This window comes from Labrys wisconsinensis, from assembly GCF_030814995.1.
Classification (GTDB): Bacteria; Pseudomonadota; Alphaproteobacteria; order Rhizobiales; family Labraceae; genus Labrys; species Labrys wisconsinensis.
Genome location: NZ_JAUSVX010000001.1, coordinates 1,026,500 through 1,040,329, shown reverse-complemented (window position 1 = coordinate 1,040,329; position 13,830 = coordinate 1,026,500). Strand labels below are relative to the sequence as shown.

Here is a 13,830-nt window from a genome sequence, read left to right as displayed (position 1 = left end):
GGCAGCGCCGATTGACCCTGTGCCGCCGGCAGACTATCTCCCGGAGCATGGCCCTGCGACCGATCATCATCCTGCCCGACCCGAAACTGCGCCTCAAGTCCGCGCCGGTCGAGCGCGTCGACGGCGAGCTCGTCGCCCTCGCCGACGACATGCTCCAGACCATGTACGACGCGCCCGGAATCGGTCTTGCCGCCATCCAGGTCGGCGTGCCGCGCCGCCTCCTGGTGATCGACGTCAGCCGCCCCGAGGAGGAGCGCGCGCCGCAGGTCTTCATCAATCCCAGCATCGTCTGGTCGTCCGAGGAGCGCTCGGTCTATGACGAGGGCTGCCTGTCGATCCCCGACTATTATGCCGAGGTCGAGCGTCCGGCCCGCGTCCGGGTCGCCTATGTCGATCGTGCCGGCAAGGCGCAGGACCTGGAGGCCGACGGCCTGCTCGCCACCTGCCTGCAGCACGAGATCGACCATCTCGACGGCGTGCTGTTCATCGACCACATCTCCAAGCTCAAGCGCGGCATGGTGATCCGCAAGTTCACCAAGGCCGCCAAGCAGCGGGAGGCCGACGGCGAGGCGGACCGGTCGGCGGCCAAGGCGCGGCCGGCGCCGCGTGCGGTGGAGTGATGGCGCTGCGCGTCGTCTTCCTCGGCACGCCGGACTTCGCCCGGCCGGTGCTGGCCGAGATCCTGGGCCAGGGCCACGAGGTCGCGGCGGTCTATACCCGGCCGCCGGCGCCGGCCGGCCGCGGCATGGAGCTTTCGCCCTCGCCGGTGCACCGGCTCGCCGACGGCTTCGGCATTCCGGTGTTCACGCCCAGGAGCTTTCGCGATGCCGAGGTCGCCGACACCTTCGCCTCGCTCGAAGCCGACGTCGCCGTGGTCGTCGCCTATGGCCTGATCCTGCCGAAGGTGGCGCTGGAGGCGCCGCGCGAGGGCTGCCTCAACCTGCATGCCTCGCTGCTGCCGCGCTGGCGCGGCGCGGCGCCGATCCAGCGCGCCGTCATGGCCGGCGACGCGGAGACCGGCGTCATGGTGATGCGCATGGAGGAGGGGCTCGACACCGGCCCGGTCGCCATGGCCGAGCGGCTGGCGATCGGACCCGACATGACGGCGGGCGAAGTTCACGACCGGCTGTCGGTGCTGGGCGCCGACCTGATGGCGCGGGCGCTCGCGGCGCTGTCGCGCGGGTCGCTGTCCTTCGTGCCGCAGGCGGAGGCGGGCGTCACCTATGCTCGCAAGATCGACAAGGCCGAGGCGCGCATCGACTGGTCGCAGCCGGCGGCGGCGGTGCACAACCAGATCCGCGGCCTGTCGCCCTTTCCCGGCGCCTGGTTCGAGGCGGACTGGGGCCAGGGCCCGCAGCGGGTCAAGGCGCTGCGCTCGACGCTTGCCGAGGGCGCCGGCGCGCCCGGCACGGTGCTCGACGAGGCGCTCGCCGTCGCCTGCGGCGAGGGCGCGGTGCGCCTGATCGAGGTGCAGCGGGCCGGCAAGGCACCGATGAAGGTGCCGGAATTCCTGAAGGGGGCCGGTCTCGGCAGGGGCGCGACGCTGTCCTGAGAGGAGCCCGGCCGGCGCCGTATCTGTCGCGCGCGAGAGCTGAGGAGGAGACGATGTACGGCATGATCGGCAAGATCACGGCTGCCCCGGGGCAGCGCGACGCGCTCATCGCCCTGCTGCTGCGAGGCACGGAGGGCATGCCGGGCTGCCTGAGCTACGTCGTGGCCAAGGACGCGGCCGACGCCGACGTCCTCTGGGTGACGGAGGTCTGGGACAGCGCGCAGAGCCATCAGGCCTCGCTGCAGCTGCCCGCGGTGCGCGCCGCGATCACCGAGGCGCGGCCGCTGATCCGCGGCTTCGAGAAGACGGCGGAGACGGTGCCGGCCGGCGGCGTCGGTCTGCCGGCGTGACCGCCAACCAAGCCCGATGCCCCGCTACAAGCTCCTGATCGAATATGACGGCACGCCCTATGCCGGCTGGCAGCGCCAGGCCAATGGCCGCGCCGTGCAGCAGGTGGTGGAGGAGGCGATCGAGGCTTTCACCGGCGAGGCCCTGCGCATCCAGTGCGCCGGGCGAACCGATGCGGGGGTGCACGCCACCGGCCAGGTCGCCTCGGTGATGCTGGCCAAGGAGTGGCGGACCGACCAGGTGCGCGACGCGCTCAACGCCCACCTCACCCTGATGGAGGAGCAGGTCTCGATCCTGGCGGCGGAAAAGGTGCCGGAGGCGTTCGACGCCCGCTTCTCGGCCAAGGGCCGGCGCTATCTCTACCGCATCATCGACCGCCGCCCGCCGCTGGCGCTGGAGCGGCTGCGCTGCTGGCATTCGCGCAAAGCCCTGGACGCGGACGCCATGCACCGCGCCGCGCAGCGGCTCCTCGGCCATCACGACTTCACCACGTTCCGGGCGGCGGACTGCCAGTCCGACAGCCCGATGAAGACGCTGGACCGGCTGGACGTGGTCCGCCGGGACGGCGAGATCCATGTCGAGGCGGCGGCGCGCTCCTTCCTGCACAACCAGGTGCGCTCGATGGTGGGCTCGCTGAAGCGCGTCGGCGACGGCTCGTGGAGCGAGGCCGACCTCGTGGCGGCGCTGGAGGCGCGCGAGCGGGCGCGCTGCGCCGCCCTGGCGCCGCCGCACGGCCTCTACCTCACCGGGGTGGTGTATTAAGGCTGCGAAAAGGCCGCCGAATCGGCGGCGGGCCGTGACCTTTCGTCGGTCTAGCGGGCCGATCAGAATCTTTCTATATAACCGGCGTCGGATGTTGCGGCGCAACAGGTTCGCTCGGTTCCCGGCCGCCATCCCGTCTTGGTCGAAAGCCCGCCCGGAGAGTTCAATGGCCCCGCTCGACAGCTTCAAAGCCCGCCAGACCCTGCAGGTGGGGGCGAAGACCTACCGGTACTATTCGCTGAAGGCGGCCGAGGCGAACGGCCTGGCGGGCATCTCGGCCCTGCCGACCTCGATGAAGGTGCTGCTCGAGAACCTGCTGCGCTTCGAGGATGGGCGCAGCGTCACCAAGGCCGATATCGAGGCGGTCGCCGCCTTCCTGGTCAACCGCGGCAAGGCCGAGAAGGAGATCGCCTTCCGGCCGGCCCGGGTGCTGATGCAGGACTTCACCGGCGTGCCCGCCGTCGTCGACCTCGCCGCCATGCGCGATGCCATGCGGGCGCTCGGCGGCGACCCGACCAAGATCAACCCGCTCGTGCCGGTCGACCTCGTCATCGACCATTCCGTGGTGGTCGACTATTTCGGCACCAGCGACGCCTTCGGCAAGAACGTCGCCCGCGAATACGAGCAGAACCAGGAGCGCTACAAGTTCCTGAAATGGGGCCAGTCGGCCTTCACCAATTTCCGCGTCGTGCCGCCGGGCACCGGCATCTGCCACCAGGTCAACCTCGAATATCTGGCGCAGGCCGTGTGGACCGGCAAGGACGCCGACGGCGCCGAGACCGCCTATCCCGACACGCTGGTGGGCACCGACAGCCACACGACCATGATCAACGGTCTCGGCGTGCTCGGCTGGGGCGTCGGCGGCATCGAGGCGGAGGCGGCCATGCTCGGCCAGCCGATCTCGATGCTGATCCCGGAAGTGGTCGGCTTCCGCCTCACCGGCAAGCTCGCCGCCGGCGTCACCGCCACCGACCTGGTGCTGACCGTGACGCAGATGCTGCGCAAGAAGGGCGTGGTCGGCAAGTTCGTCGAATTCTTCGGCCCGGGCCTCGACGCCATGACGCTGGAGGACAAGGCCACCATCGGCAACATGGCGCCGGAATACGGCGCGACCTGCGGCTTCTTCCCGGTCGATGCGGAGACGCTGCGCTATCTCGACAAGTCCGGGCGCGAGGCCGACCGCATCGCGCTGGTCGAGGCCTATAGCCAAGCCCAGGGCATGTTCCGCACCGCCGCGACCCCCGACCCCGTGTTCACCGACGTGCTGGAGCTCGACATCTCCACCGTGCTGCCGTCCCTGGCCGGCCCGAAGCGGCCGCAGGACCGCGTGCTGCTCACCGACGCCAAGGCAGGCTTCCTCGCCGCGCTCGAGGGCGAGTTCAAGAAGCCTGGCGAGGCGGGCAAGGCCGTGCCGGTCGAGGGCCACGACTACGCCCTGAAGCACGGCGCGGTGACCATCGCCGCCATCACCTCCTGCACCAACACCTCCAACCCCTCCGTGCTGGTCGCCGCCGGCCTGCTCGCCCGCAAGGCGCATGAGAAGGGTCTGAAGTCCCGGCCGTGGGTCAAGACCTCGCTGGCGCCGGGCTCGCAGGTGGTGGAGGAATATCTCCGGGTGTCCGGCCTGCAGCCCGATCTCGACGCGCTCGGGTTCAACCTAGTCGGCTTCGGCTGCACCACCTGCATCGGCAATTCGGGCCCGCTGCCGGAGGCGATCTCCGAGGCGGTCAACAAGGGCGATCTCGTCGCCGCCGCCGTGCTCTCCGGCAACCGCAACTTCGAGGGTCGCGTCAATCCGGACGTCAAGGCCAACTACCTCGCCTCGCCGCCGCTGGTGGTGGCCTATGCGCTCGCCGGCTCCCTGCAGGTCGACCTCACCACCGAGCCGCTCGGCACCGGCACGGACGGCAAGCCGGTCTATCTCAGGGATGTCTGGCCGAGCGCCCACGAGATCCAGGCGGTGATCGACCAATACGTCACCAAGGCGATGTTCCAGTCGAAATATGCCGACGTGTTCAAGGGCGACGAGAACTGGCAGGCGATCCAGGCGCCGAAGGGCGAGACCTATGCCTGGGACGATCGCTCGACCTATGTGCAGAACCCGCCCTATTTCGTCGGCATGGAGAAGACGCCGGAAACGCCCACCGACGTGGTCGGTGCCCATATCCTCGGCCTGTTCCTGGATTCCATCACCACCGACCACATCTCGCCGGCCGGCTCGATCAAGGCCGCCAGCCCGGCTGGCGAATATCTGCGCGACCACCAGGTCCGGCCGGTCGACTTCAACCAGTACGGCACGCGGCGCGGCAACCACCAGGTGATGATGCGCGGCACCTTCGCCAATATCCGCATCAAGAACCAGATGGTGGCCGGCATCGAGGGCGGCATCTCCATCCATTATCCCGACGGCGAGCAGGCGCCGATCTACAATGTCGCCATGCGCTACAAGGCCGAGGGCGTGCCGCTGGTGGTGTTCGCCGGCAAGGAGTACGGCACCGGCTCCTCGCGCGACTGGGCGGCCAAGGGCACCAAGCTGCTCGGGGTCCGGGCCGTCGTCGCCCAGTCCTTCGAGCGCATCCACCGCTCCAACCTGGTCGGCATGGGCGTTGTGCCCTTCACCTTCCAGGAGGGCACGTCCTGGCAGACGCTCGGCCTCAAGGGCGACGAGACGGTGACCATCACCGGCATTGCCGACCTCAAGCCGCGCCAGAGCGTGGAGGCGACCATCACCGCCGCCGACGGCACGGCGACCAGGGTGCCGCTGCTCTGCCGCATCGACACGCTGGACGAGCTCGACTACTTCCGGAACGGCGGCATCCTGCAATACGTGCTGCGCAACCTGGCGGCCTGACGGGCATGGCCGAGGCACCCGGTCCTGCCGCGGACGCCGCGCCGGACGCTCCGGTCTTTCCGGAGCGGCTCAGCGCCGGCTATCGCAGCTTTCTCGGCGACCGCTTCCGCCAGGAGCGGCAGCGCTACGAGGAGCTGGCCGAGAGCGGCCAGAACCCGGAGATCCTGCTGATCGGCTGCTGCGACAGCCGGGTGTCGCCGGAGGTGATCTTCGACGCCCGGCCTGGCGAATTGTTCGTGGTGCGCAACGTCGCCAACCTGGTGCCGCCCTACGAGACCGGCGGCCAGTTCCACGGCGTCAGCGCCGCGCTCGAGTTCGCGGTCCAGGCGCTGATGGTCAAGCACATCGTGGTGATGGGCCATGCCCGCTGCGGCGGCATCCGCTCCTTCGCCGAGAAGCGGGCGCCGCTGTCGTCCGGCGACTTCATCGGCAAGTGGATGTCGATCATCGCCCCCGCCGCCGACATGCTGGAGGACCCGGGCGAGGAGCCGAGCCCGGACTACATCACCCGGCTGGAGCTGGCGGCGGTCGACCAGAGCCTGGCCAACCTCATGACCTTCGGCTCGGTGCGCCGGCGCGTGGCGGCCGGCGAGATGCATCTGCACGGCGCCTATTTCGGCATCGCCACCGGCCGCCTCCTGGTGCGCGACCCGGCCGACGGCGTGTTCAAGCCGCTGGTCGAGCATCTGCCGGAGCGGGTGTCGCTGTTCGGCGCCAGCTGAACGGGAAGGTCGATCCGACCCTGCGGCGGCGCCAGCGCCGCCGCCCCAGCCGCTCGCCGAAGCGCCTGGCGCCCCGCGACACCGCATAGGCATAGAACAGACCGGCGGCGAGCCAGCCCAGCAGGGTCCAGGCGCCGGCGCCGAGCAGCAGGGCGCCGCGTCCCAGGACCTTCAGCGCCGCCCGCGTGCCGCGCCCGAGCCGCTCGGAGAGACGCGCGGCCCGGCCAACCTCGGCGGGCGACCGTGCCACCGCCAGCACGTCCTCCACCGTGCGGGCGTCGGCACGCCGGAACAGGGTGAAGGCGTCGCGGCCCATGGCCCCGAGCGGCGCCACGGCCGCGGGCTGGATCGCCCGCGCCGCCTCCTTGGCCGCGGTCGGGAGCTCCAGCCGGCCGGCGGCCGCCAGCGCCCGCTCCAGCGCCGGGCCGTCGATCGCCTTGGCCAGCGCCCGGCCGACGCTCTCGGTGAGCTCGCGGGACAGGGTGCCCGCCCTGCGGGCCTTCTTGACCAGCGACAGGCCGCCGCGCAGCGGCGCCGTCTCGCCGAGGCTGCCCCAGGTCGCGGCCGTGACCGCCAGGCCCACGGCCGCGAGGCCGACGATCAGCTTGTCGACCTCCTCGCCACGGGCGGCGCGCCAGCCCTCGCGCGTGAGGTCGCGCACGTCGCCGATGCCGACCATGTCGCCGGCGAAGGCCCCGGCGAGGCCGGTGATGCCGCCGACGTCGCCGACGACGGCGCCGCGGGCAAAGTCATAGGCGGTCTCGCTCACGCTGCCCGCGGCCGCCTGCTCCACGCGGGCGCGACGGGCTGCATCGACCGGCACGCCGTGCTGGTCGGCGAGGGCGACGAAGCTTTCCGCCAGGTTCGCATCGCCGGCCGCCAGCGCGCCGTCCGCCTCCGCGGCGATGCGGTCCGTGGTCAGCGCCGGGGTGAGGCGCAGGGCGCTGATGGCCGCGGGGTCGTCGCCCGCGGTCAGCAGCGCCGCGCTCTGATAGGCCGCGGGCAGCGCGACCAGGCCGGCACCGCCGAGGCTGGCGAGGGCGAACAGCATGGAGAAAAGGCGAGCCATCAATACCGCGATCCGTGCTCCCGAACGATCGAAGTCCCTTGCCTCCGGATATGGGATCTTTTCCGCGAGGAAGCCATGCCGTGGCGTTCGATCTCGCTCTTTGCCGAAATATCTATATATTCCAGAAATTCATGATTTTGGAGTGCGCCATGCGCGAGTTCAGCACGGTCGAGCTCACACAGCAGATCGGCACGGTCACACATATCGCCAGCAAGGAGCCGGTGATGATCACGCATCACCGAAAGCCGCGTTTCGTCCTGATGAGCGTCGAGGATTTCGAGCGCATGCAGGCGCAGGGGCGGCCGCGCCGTGTCTATGGGGTGGGCGAGACGCCGCCGGAGCTGGCTGAGATGCTGGCTGCGGAGCTGGAACGGCGGGTCAATGCCGGAACGACCGACCATGACGATCGGACGCGCTGAACGCTTGCGGCTCCGAGGGCCTTCTCAGGCGCGCTCGCCCTCCGGCCGCACGCGCTCCAGCACCGCGAAGAAGATCACGGTCAGGATCAGCACGATCATGAGGAGCACGAAGGCCGCGGCGGCGCCTTCGTTGAGGGAGAGGCCGAGGAAGGCGCGGCGATAGGCGAACAGGCTCAGCACCTCGGTGGCATTGCCGGGCCCGCCGCGGGTCAGCACGAAGGGCAGGTCGTAGGTGCGGAACTCGTTGATCAATTGGATGATCACGGTGATGGCGGCGACCGGCCGCAGCATCGGCAGGGTGATGTAGACGAATTGCTGCCAGGGCTTGGCGCCGTCGACCTCGGCGGCCTCGTAGGGCTCGCGCGGCAGCGCCGCCAGGCCCGCGGCCAGGATCAGCACCACGAAGGAGGTCTGCTGCCAGATGTCGATCGCCACCATGGTGCCGAGCGCCATGCCGGGCGTGCCGAGCCAGTCGAGGCGCGGCAGGCCGGCCGATTCCAGGAGGTGGTTGGCGATGCCGAGATTGGGCTGCAGCAGCATGCGCCAGACCAGGGCGACGCTGATCGGCGACATCGCCATCGGAATGGTCAGGACGGCGAAATAGACCGGCTTCATGCGCACGGTGCGGTTCAGCATCAGCGCCACGCCGAGGCCGACGACGAACTCGCCGATCACCGTGGTCGCGGAATAGCGCACGGTCAGCCACAGCGCCTGCCAGAACAGCGGGTCGGACAGCATGGTGGCGAAGTTCTTCAGGCCGACCAGGGGCAGGAGCTGGGGCTTCAGGAGCGTCATGGACGAGACGGAGAGGACCAGCGCATAGGCCAGCGGAAAGCCCATGACGATTGCCAGCAGCATCAGCCCGGGCAGGGCGAAGCTCCAGCCGAGCCGCCAGTTGCGGTCGCTCCATCGGGCTCTGATCGCGGCAAGCATCGGCGGCTGGGGCTGGAGGTCCGGAGGGCATCCGGCGCGGCAGGCTGGCCGCGCCGGTGCGTTCGGTTACTTGTCGAGGAGCTGCTGCAGCCCGTCGGAGGCCGCCTTCAGCGCCGCCGCGGTCGTCGCCTGGCCGCCGGCGGCGAGCGAGAGCTGGGCGCCGAGCACGTCCTCGTACTGGGCGGAATAGGTGAAGATCGGGAAGGCCTTGCCGGAGGCGACGACGTCGCCGGCGATCTTGTAGAAGGGGTACTTGGCGAGCACCGCCGGATCGGCATAGACGTCGCTGCGCACCGGGGCATGGCCTTCCAGGGCGCGCTTCACCGAGATCTCCTTGCTCTGCACCCACTGGATGAAGGTCCAGGCCGCTTCCTGCTCCTCCGGCGTGGTGTTCTTCGGGATGCCCCAGCCCCAGCCGCCGCTCTCGCCATGGCCGCCGGGCATGACAGCCAGGGCGACCTTGCCGGCGACGGCCGGGCATTTCTGCGCGTCGGTCATCTGCGGCAGCATCCACCAATAGGTGACCATGCTGAAGGCGGTGCCGCTGCACATCAGCCGCATGGTGTCGTCGAGCGTCGCGGAGAGCGCGCCCTGCTGGGCGGCGTGCTGGATGGCGTCGACATAGAGGTCGAGCGCCTTCCTGCCCTCCGACGTGTCGAGGCCGGCCTTGCCCTGGGCGTCGCGATAGGCCCCGCCGGCGGAGAAGAGATAGTTGGAGAACTCCATGCTGTTGGGGTCCCCGCGCTGGCCCTGCATGGCGGCGCCGGCGACGCCGGCATGGGCCTTCATGAACTTGGCGACGGCAACATAGTCCTCCAGCGTCTGCGGCAGCGCCAGCGCCTTGCCGCTCTCGGCCTGATAGGCCGCCTTCAGCTTGTCGTCGGCGAGGAGGTCGGTGCGGTAGAGCAGCCCCATGGAGTAATTGTACATGGGCACGAGGTGGAGGCTGTCCTTGCCGCGGCCGAGCAGGTCGAGGGTCGAGGGGATGAACGGGACGAGGTCGAATTTCGACTTCTGGACGAAGGGCGTCAGGTCCGTCAGCCAGCCGGCTGCGGGGAATTCGCCGGCCCAGAGGAAATCGACCTCGAGCAGGTTGTAGAAGCTCTGCGGCGCGGTGAGCTGGGCCACCAGCTTGTCGTGCATGTCGGGGTAGCCGATCTTCTCGAACTCGACCTTGATGCCGGTCTGCTTCTCGAATTCCGGCAGCAGCGCCTCGATGATCTTGGTCTCCGGCACGTCCTCCATCAGGGCGTGCAGGGTGACGGGATCGGCGGCACGGGCGGGCGAGGCCGCCAGCACGGCCGCGGCGGCTGCGCCGAGCGCCGCCTTCAGGAACGTCTTTCTCGCGATCATGGTTCTTCTCCCTCGGGATGTGGCGGTCGCGCCGCCTATTTCACGCTGCCGAACGTCAGGCCCTGGACGAGGAAGCGCTGGATGAAGCGCGAGGCGATGGCGAGCGGCAGCACCGCCAGCACCACGCCGGCCGAGACCTTGGCGATGGCGACGCCGTTCGAGGTCTGCAGCGCCGCGAGCGCGACCGGGATCGTCGCGGTCGCCGGTCCGGTCAGCACCAGCGCAAACAGGAACTCGTTCCAGGCCAGGATGAAGCCGAGCACGCCGGCGGCGGCGATGCCGGGCAGCGACACCGGCAGGACGATGCGCCAGAAGGCGCCCCAGGCGGTGGCGCCGTCGGTCATCGCCGCCCATTCGAGATCCACCGGGATGCCTTCGAAGAAGCCCATCAGGATCCAGGTCAGGAAGGGCAGGTTGAGGGCGGCGTAGACGATCACCAGGCCGATGAGGCTGTTGGAGAGCTCGAGCGCCCGGAACAGGCTGAAGACCGGCAGCACCAGCGCCACCGGCGGCAGCATCTGCGTGGCGAGCACGGCGAAGCGGGCCCAGCGCCCGCCGGTGCGGAAGCGCGCGAAGGCATAGCCGGTGGTGGCGGCGAAGGGCAGCGCCAGCACCACCGAGCCGACGGCGACGATCAGGCTGTTGAGGTAGGACTGGCCGAAGCGGCCGGCCATGAGGCCCGAATAGTTCTCCAGGGTGAAGGCCGGCATGATCTCGCCGCTGTAGGAGAGCTGCTCCGGCAAGAGGCTGGTGCGCAGCACCCAGAGCGGCGGCAGCAGCACCAGGGCACAGACCAGGGCGAGGCCGGCATGCAGGCCGAAGCGGCGGCGCGCAGCCGACCCGCGGTCGCCGGCGCTGCTCACAGGGCGCCCTCCCGGGTCCCGGAGGCTTGGCCGAGCTCGATGGTCGTCATGACCGCCTCATCCGCGCTGTCCGATGACACGGGCCGGCGGCCCCGCATCGCGACAGGGGAGCTTAAGAACAAAACCGAACATGGCAAGCTATATTTCGATTGAAATTGTTCGAATTTGCATGAGGCGAATTGAACGGCAGGCTTGTGGCCGGGCCGGTTGCGCTCCGCTTAGCCGGCGATCGATGCACGCCGTGCTGCCACCTCGATCGCAGGATTCCGGCGCGCGACTCGCTCGGCGTGGCGGCAAGCGCAGGGATAGCGAGACCACATTGTTCGAAAATGTTTGCTGCTCCGAATCGTTTCGCCGATCCGGAACTTCCGGATGGTCCGGAAGAGGCCGATCTGGTAGGATGCGCTGTGATCGGAGGCGGCATCATGGCACGGGTGAGCTCGGCGGAATTCCAGAAGAATATCGGCAAATGGCAGGACGCCGCCCTCAAGGAGCCGGTGATCATCACCAGGAACGGCCGCGACCGCTTCGCCCTGGTCGATGTGGAGGAATATGAGCGGCTGAAGCTGCGGGACAGGAAGGCGCTCCTCGTCACGGAACTCTCGGAGGAGGAGATCAATCTCATCCTCACCGCTCCTCTTCCCGAAGAGGCTCATCGGTACAATGACGAGGTGCCCGAGAGCTTTCGATGATCCCCGATCCAAGTCCCGGATTGGTGATCGCCTACTCGTATCTCTGGAACGGCGAACAGGCAGAAGGCCGTTCGGAAGGCCGGAAGGATCGGCCGGTGGTCGTCGTCCTCGCCGTCCGGAAAGCCGGTGAGTCGACCATCGTCTACGTCGCGCCGGTGACCCATTCCGCACCGGCTGCGGAACGAGATGCTGTCGTGATCCCGCTCCCGGTCAAACGACGCCTGGGTCTCGACGACCAACCTTCCTGGATCGTCGCGACCGAGGTCAACCGCTTCACCTGGCCCGGCCCGGATTTGCGGCCGATCCCGCATGGTGAAGCGGTTCGCTGGTCCTATGGACTGCTGCCGGAACGCATCATGACCGCGCTGCGCCAGAGGATCGGCCGCAACTTCAGGGACAGCTACGCCAGGATCGTCGCTCGCGACGATTGATTCTCACCCCATCGCCTCCAGCTCGGCGATCATGCCCTCGATCATGCCGAGGCCGATCTGCCAGAAGGCGGGATCGCGCGCGTCGAGGCCGAAGGGCGCCAGCAGCTCGGAATGGTGCCTGGTGCCGCCGGCCGCCAGCATGGCGAGATAGCGCTCGGCGAAGCCCGCGTCGGCGTTGCGGTAGACGCCGTAGAGCGAGTTCACCAGGCAGTCGCCGAAGGCATAGGCGTAGACGTAGAAGGGCGAGTGGATGAAGTGCGGGATATAGGTCCAGAAGGTCTCGTAGCCCGGCCTGAGGTCGATCGCCGGGCCGAGGCTCTCGCTCTGTACGCCGAGCCAGATCTCGCCCAGCTGCTCGGCGGTCAGCTCGCCGTTGCGGCGCTCCAGGTGCACCCGCCGCTCGAAGCTGTAGAAGGCGATCTGGCGGACCACCGTGTTGATCATGTCCTCGACCTTGGAGGCGAGCATGGCGCGCTTCTGCGCCGGCGTCTCGGCCTTGGCGAGCAGGGCGCGGAAGGTCAGCATCTCGCCGAAGACGGAGGCGGTCTCGGCCAGGGTCAGCGGCGTCGGCGCCATCAGCGCGCCGTTCGGGGCGGCCAACACCTGGTGCACGCCGTGGCCGAGCTCGTGGGCCAGGGTCATGACGTCTCGCGTCTTGCCCATGTAGTTGAGCAGCACATAGGGATGCGCCGAGGGCACGGTCGGGTGCGCGAAGGCGCCCGGCGCCTTGCCGGGGCGCACCGGCGCATCGATCCAGCTCTCGTCGAAAAAGCGCCGCGCGATCGCCGACATGCGCGGCGAGAAGCCGGCATAGGCGTCCAGCACCGTGTCGCGCGCCTCCTCCCAGCCGATGACGCGGCTTTCCACCTTGGGCAGCGGCGCGTTGCGGTCCCAATGGGCGAGCTTGTCGCGGCCGAACCAGCGCGCCTTCAGGCGGTAATAGCGGTGCGACAGGCGCGGATAGGCCTCGTGCACCGCGGCGACCAGCGCGTCGACCACCTCGCGCTCGACCCGGTTGGCGAGATGGCGCGAATCGGCCACGTCCTCGAAGGCGCGCCAGCGGTCGGAGATCTCCTTGTCCTTGGCCAGCGTGTTGGTGATCAGGGTGAAGAGGCGCAGATTGTCCTTGAAGGTGTCGGCCAGCGCGTGGGCCGCCGCCTCGCGCTTCTCCGGCGTCGTGTCCTGCAGCAGGTTGAGCGTCGGCTCCAGGGTGAGCTCCTGGCCGTCGACCTTGAAGCGCAGCCCGGCAATGGTCTCGTCGAACAGCCGGTTCCACGCCCCGCGGCCAGTGACGGACTTCTCGTGGAACAGCTGCTCGATGCGATCCTCGAGCTGGTGCGGCTTGTCGCGGCGGATGTCCTCCAGCCAGGGCTTCCAATGGGTGAGCCGCGGATCGGCCAGGCTCTGCGCCAGCAGCGCATCGTCGAGCCGGTTCAGCTCCAGCGTGAAGAACAGGAGATGCGAGGAGGCGGTGGTCAGCTTCTCCTGCACGTCGCCGTAGAACTTCGCGCGCCGGGGATCGGTGGTGTCGCCGGCATAGACCAGGCCGGCAAAGGAGGCGATGCGGCCGAGCTTGTCCTCGATCGCCTCGTAGTCGGCGATGACAGCGGCGAGGCGTGCCGGGCCGCCCGCCTCACGCAGGATCGCCTCGAGCCGGCCCTTGTTGGCATCCTCGAACGCCTTGCACAGGCCGAGCGCCTGGCCCAGATCCGCCGCCACCTCCGGCGAGTCGATGCCGGGATAGAGGTCGGCGAGGTTCCATTCCGGCAGGACGCCGAGGGACGGCGCATCGGGGGCTTGCGAGGCGTGGGCGATGGTGTCGGCCATGAAAGCTC

Annotated in this window: 14 protein-coding genes; 9 read left to right on the top strand and 5 right to left on the bottom strand. The window is 69.3% G+C overall.

The window, feature by feature from the left end:
* Positions 1–47 precede the first annotated feature (47 nt).
* The 6 genes from def (at position 48) to QO011_RS04755 (ending at position 6,235) form a co-directional block, all read left to right on the top strand.
* Positions 48–620, top strand: coding sequence for a peptide deformylase (gene def / locus QO011_RS04780; RefSeq protein WP_307268371.1), 573 nt, complete (start codon positions 48–50; stop codon positions 618–620).
* Positions 620–1,552, top strand: coding sequence for a methionyl-tRNA formyltransferase (fmt, locus tag QO011_RS04775; protein WP_307268368.1), 933 nt, complete (start codon positions 620–622; stop codon positions 1,550–1,552). The genes def and fmt overlap by 1 nt, the downstream gene beginning before the upstream one ends.
* 53 nt (positions 1,553–1,605) lie before the next feature.
* Positions 1,606–1,902, top strand: a complete 297-nt coding sequence (locus tag QO011_RS04770; protein WP_307268365.1) for a putative quinol monooxygenase — start codon at positions 1,606–1,608, stop codon at positions 1,900–1,902.
* A gap of 16 nt (positions 1,903–1,918) precedes the next feature.
* Positions 1,919–2,662, top strand: coding sequence for a tRNA pseudouridine(38-40) synthase TruA (gene truA, locus QO011_RS04765; RefSeq protein ID WP_307268362.1), 744 nt, complete (start codon positions 1,919–1,921; stop codon positions 2,660–2,662).
* Positions 2,663–2,828: 166 nt separating this feature from the next.
* The gene (gene acnA / locus QO011_RS04760) at positions 2,829–5,513 is read left to right on the top strand and encodes an aconitate hydratase AcnA (RefSeq protein ID WP_307268359.1); all 2,685 of its coding nucleotides are present in this window, start codon (positions 2,829–2,831) and stop codon (positions 5,511–5,513) included.
* Positions 5,514–5,518: 5 nt separating this feature from the next.
* A complete protein-coding gene (locus QO011_RS04755; protein ID WP_307268357.1) occupies positions 5,519–6,235 on the top strand; it encodes a carbonic anhydrase in 717 nt (238 codons plus the stop codon).
* On the opposite strand, the gene QO011_RS04750 is transcribed toward QO011_RS04755, so the two are convergent.
* Positions 6,180–7,304: a hypothetical protein gene (locus QO011_RS04750; protein ID WP_307268355.1), complete on the bottom strand. Its 1,125-nt coding sequence runs from the start codon at positions 7,302–7,304 to the stop codon at positions 6,180–6,182. The genes QO011_RS04755 and QO011_RS04750 overlap by 56 nt on opposite strands.
* An 80-nt stretch (positions 7,305–7,384) precedes the next feature.
* Here QO011_RS04750 and QO011_RS04745 point away from each other — a divergent pair, with 80 nt between their 5' ends.
* Positions 7,385–7,723 carry a type II toxin-antitoxin system prevent-host-death family antitoxin gene (locus tag QO011_RS04745; protein WP_307268354.1) on the top strand — a complete coding sequence of 113 codons (339 nt, stop codon included), beginning with the start codon at positions 7,385–7,387 and terminating at the stop codon, positions 7,721–7,723.
* 24 nt (positions 7,724–7,747) lie between these two features.
* On the opposite strand, the gene QO011_RS04740 is transcribed toward QO011_RS04745, so the two are convergent.
* The 3 genes from QO011_RS04740 to QO011_RS04730 all read right to left on the bottom strand — a co-directional run bounded on the left by QO011_RS04740 (position 7,748) and on the right by QO011_RS04730 (position 10,872).
* Positions 7,748–8,656: a carbohydrate ABC transporter permease gene (locus QO011_RS04740; RefSeq protein WP_307268350.1), complete on the bottom strand. Its 909-nt coding sequence runs from the start codon at positions 8,654–8,656 to the stop codon at positions 7,748–7,750.
* A gap of 66 nt (positions 8,657–8,722) precedes the next feature.
* Positions 8,723–10,009, bottom strand: a complete 1,287-nt coding sequence (locus tag QO011_RS04735) for an ABC transporter substrate-binding protein (protein ID WP_307268347.1) — start codon at positions 10,007–10,009, stop codon at positions 8,723–8,725.
* A gap of 35 nt (positions 10,010–10,044) precedes the next feature.
* A complete protein-coding gene (locus tag QO011_RS04730) occupies positions 10,045–10,872 on the bottom strand; it encodes a carbohydrate ABC transporter permease (protein ID WP_307268344.1) in 828 nt (275 codons plus the stop codon).
* 425 nt (positions 10,873–11,297) lie between these two features.
* On the opposite strand from QO011_RS04730, the gene QO011_RS04725 reads away from it, so the two are divergent.
* Both QO011_RS04725 and QO011_RS04720 read left to right on the top strand, forming a co-directional pair.
* Positions 11,298–11,564, top strand: coding sequence for a type II toxin-antitoxin system Phd/YefM family antitoxin (locus tag QO011_RS04725; RefSeq protein ID WP_307268340.1), 267 nt, complete (start codon positions 11,298–11,300; stop codon positions 11,562–11,564).
* Positions 11,561–11,995 carry a type II toxin-antitoxin system PemK/MazF family toxin gene (locus QO011_RS04720; protein WP_307268337.1) on the top strand — a complete coding sequence of 145 codons (435 nt, stop codon included), beginning with the start codon at positions 11,561–11,563 and terminating at the stop codon, positions 11,993–11,995. The genes QO011_RS04725 and QO011_RS04720 overlap by 4 nt, the downstream gene beginning before the upstream one ends.
* Positions 11,996–11,998: 3 nt before the next feature.
* Here QO011_RS04720 and QO011_RS04715 read toward each other — a convergent pair whose 3' ends face one another.
* A complete protein-coding gene (locus tag QO011_RS04715; RefSeq protein ID WP_307268334.1) occupies positions 11,999–13,822 on the bottom strand; it encodes a M3 family oligoendopeptidase in 1,824 nt (607 codons plus the stop codon).
* Between the last annotated feature and the right edge of the window lie 8 nt (positions 13,823–13,830).

What these genes read in the sequence shown, in the direction of transcription:
- def (WP_307268371.1), top strand. Translation starts at nt 48, where the DNA reads ATGGCCCTGCGACCGATCATCATCCTGCCCGACCCGAAACTGCGCCTC.
- fmt (WP_307268368.1), top strand. Translation starts at nt 620, where the DNA reads ATGGCGCTGCGCGTCGTCTTCCTCGGCACGCCGGACTTCGCCCGGCCG.
- QO011_RS04770 (WP_307268365.1), top strand. Translation starts at nt 1,606, where the DNA reads ATGTACGGCATGATCGGCAAGATCACGGCTGCCCCGGGGCAGCGCGAC.
- truA (WP_307268362.1), top strand. Translation starts at nt 1,919, where the DNA reads ATGCCCCGCTACAAGCTCCTGATCGAATATGACGGCACGCCCTATGCC.
- acnA (WP_307268359.1), top strand. Translation starts at nt 2,829, where the DNA reads ATGGCCCCGCTCGACAGCTTCAAAGCCCGCCAGACCCTGCAGGTGGGG.
- QO011_RS04755 (WP_307268357.1), top strand. Translation starts at nt 5,519, where the DNA reads ATGGCCGAGGCACCCGGTCCTGCCGCGGACGCCGCGCCGGACGCTCCG.
- QO011_RS04750 (WP_307268355.1), bottom strand. Translation starts at nt 7,304, where the DNA reads ATGGCTCGCCTTTTCTCCATGCTGTTCGCCCTCGCCAGCCTCGGCGGT.
- QO011_RS04740 (WP_307268350.1), bottom strand. Translation starts at nt 8,656, where the DNA reads ATGCTTGCCGCGATCAGAGCCCGATGGAGCGACCGCAACTGGCGGCTC.
- QO011_RS04735 (WP_307268347.1), bottom strand. Translation starts at nt 10,009, where the DNA reads ATGATCGCGAGAAAGACGTTCCTGAAGGCGGCGCTCGGCGCAGCCGCC.
- QO011_RS04725 (WP_307268340.1), top strand. Translation starts at nt 11,298, where the DNA reads ATGGCACGGGTGAGCTCGGCGGAATTCCAGAAGAATATCGGCAAATGG.
- QO011_RS04720 (WP_307268337.1), top strand. Translation starts at nt 11,561, where the DNA reads ATGATCCCCGATCCAAGTCCCGGATTGGTGATCGCCTACTCGTATCTC.
- QO011_RS04715 (WP_307268334.1), bottom strand. Translation starts at nt 13,822, where the DNA reads ATGGCCGACACCATCGCCCACGCCTCGCAAGCCCCCGATGCGCCGTCC.